Origin of the sequence: Piscirickettsia litoralis (assembly GCF_001720395.1) — a bacterium.
In the GTDB taxonomy this organism is placed as follows: domain Bacteria; phylum Pseudomonadota; class Gammaproteobacteria; order Piscirickettsiales; family Piscirickettsiaceae; genus Piscirickettsia; species Piscirickettsia litoralis.
Window position 1 is genome coordinate 3,036,691 of record NZ_MDTU01000001.1, and the last position, 2,017, is coordinate 3,038,707.

The window sequence follows — 2,017 nt, forward strand, 5'->3', positions numbered from 1 at the left end:
CGAGGTAAAGAAGAGATTAAGGCTCCTGTTGAGTTTATGATCCCAGATTATCGTGAGTTAGAGTTTGCAAATGCTGGATTTATGCCTGTGATTTATGAAAAAGGCACATCAAATGCCTGCTTTTTTAGTACGCAGTCATTAAAATATGTTGAAGAATTTGAAGACCCAAATGACTCTGAAAATTCTCAAATGGTAGCAAATTTAGCCTATACCTATTCGATTTGTCGGATTGCTCATTATGTAAGAACGATGATGAGAGCGGATATTGGAACAACTGCAGGTGCTGAATACATACAGCAAAAACTAGAAGGGTGGATTAGTAATTATGTTACATTAATTTCTAACCCTGATGAGCTTACTGTTTCATTTTTCCCATTTAAGAAAGCTGAAATCAAAGTGGATAAAATTGATGGGAAAGCAGGATGGTATAACTGCAGTATTGTTGTTCTTCCCCATATTCAGTTTGAAGGGCTGAATGTTGAGTTAAAAATAGATACACGTCTAGACGGCTAAACTAATAAGGAGGCATTATGTCTGGTCAACTTGTTGATGCATGGGATATCACTGATGGGTATTTAGGGTTGAATCTAAACTCTGATGCGGCTGTAACTTCTGGCTCCAATAGCCAAGAGTTACAATTACAGCCCCGTGCTTTTTTTTGCTAAAGTGACTTTTAATGGTGAAAAGTCCATCCGAAAAATGTACCTACCTATGAACGGGGGGAGAAACGACGGTTAGTGAGTCTCAATTCGTGTTAACTGCATTGAAGATTCCTTCTGATAATAAAATTGGTCAGCACCATGTGAGGGTGTCTGGTTACTTTCATAAGGATGTATTTAACCAGCTTGAGGAGATTCGCTACTCAGCTAAAGAAACAACGGTTGTTTTTAGTTTTGATGAGCCTAATAAGCAGCAATCATGTAAATCCTATGATGCAACCGATGGGTCGAGTACGTGGTTTGAATCGGTAAAACCGCAAAAGCCAATTATTGTGCAAGTACATAAAAATGATTTGCACTATGAAGTACATGGGAGTTTATATACTTTTGTTGATTTTACTGGACACCACATGGCTGATTATACGAACCAATATGCACTGCAACGGGTTAATCAGCTGAATATCGCAAAAGACGTAACTTTTGGCTGATTACTATGCTAAGACCTAAATGGTATAATGATCAATATCTTTATCCGGAACATTTTGAATGCTTGACTGAGTATTTAATGGTTCAACAGAAATTTGGGAATGCCAGTTATGGCATCCCAAACTATGGACTGTTGGATATCCGCTGGAGTGAGGCAGAAATGCAGCTGGGAATCTTAAAGCTTAGTAAGTTAAGTTTATTAACTTATCAAGGAGAGTATATAGATATTGGAAAAAACGCCACGGTTAACTCACTTGATTTAAATGATATTGATAAAGAGCGTATCAGCATTTATCTTAATTTAATTGGCAATGAAGATGTTTATCAGGATACTGAAAATGGTAAAATAACATTGCTAAAAGAAAAAGCTTTATTGTCTGATAGAATTATTCCTAGTTCTAAGTTTACTATGAAAATATTTGACCTTGATCATAAAGTTGATGGTGGTTTTAAAGTTAATGATAGTTTTATTGCTCCCTCTTTATCTATTGCTACACAGTGTTTTGATAAAGTTGAGCAAGTTACAAAAAAATTTAATACAAGAGCTAAAGCTTTATTCAAAGAAAAAATTCTCTTGATTCATCTCCTTCTTATCGTAGCCTTATTAAATTATTGATTAATGAGGTGCAGTTTTTATTGGTAAATTCTAAAAATTTAGTGCAGTGCCATCCTATTCATTTTTTTACAACAGCTTACTAAAATTTACGCACTAGTTACTGATGTAGACAATACAGATAGTGATTTGCTTTCTTACAGCCATGACAACTTTGCTATTGCATTTAATAATTTAACAGGGTTAATCTTTATTGAATTGGCACGTAAACTTAATAAATTTTCTCATATTGATTACTATGTCGAGAACAATACAGTTT

Annotated in this window: 4 protein-coding genes; all 4 read left to right on the top strand. The window is 34.8% G+C overall.

Annotation, left to right across the window (positions count from 1 at the left end):
* A partial coding sequence (locus BGC07_RS15005) for a type VI secretion system contractile sheath domain-containing protein (protein WP_139121770.1) occupies window positions 1-513 on the top strand: 513 nt, incomplete at its 5' end.
* A 17-nt stretch (window positions 514-530) separates the two neighbouring features.
* The gene (locus tag BGC07_RS23525) at window positions 531-665 is read left to right on the top strand and encodes a hypothetical protein (protein ID WP_268801685.1); all 135 of its coding nucleotides are present in this window, start codon (window positions 531-533) and stop codon (window positions 663-665) included.
* Window positions 666-751: 86 nt separating this feature from the next.
* Window positions 752-1,147, top strand: coding sequence for a hypothetical protein (locus BGC07_RS15010; RefSeq protein WP_069313752.1), 396 nt, complete (start codon window positions 752-754; stop codon window positions 1,145-1,147).
* A 5-nt stretch (window positions 1,148-1,152) separates the two neighbouring features.
* Window positions 1,153-1,761, top strand: a complete 609-nt coding sequence (gene tssK, locus BGC07_RS15015; RefSeq protein ID WP_069313753.1) for a type VI secretion system baseplate subunit TssK — start codon at window positions 1,153-1,155, stop codon at window positions 1,759-1,761.
* The last annotated feature ends 256 nt before the right edge of the window (window positions 1,762-2,017 follow it).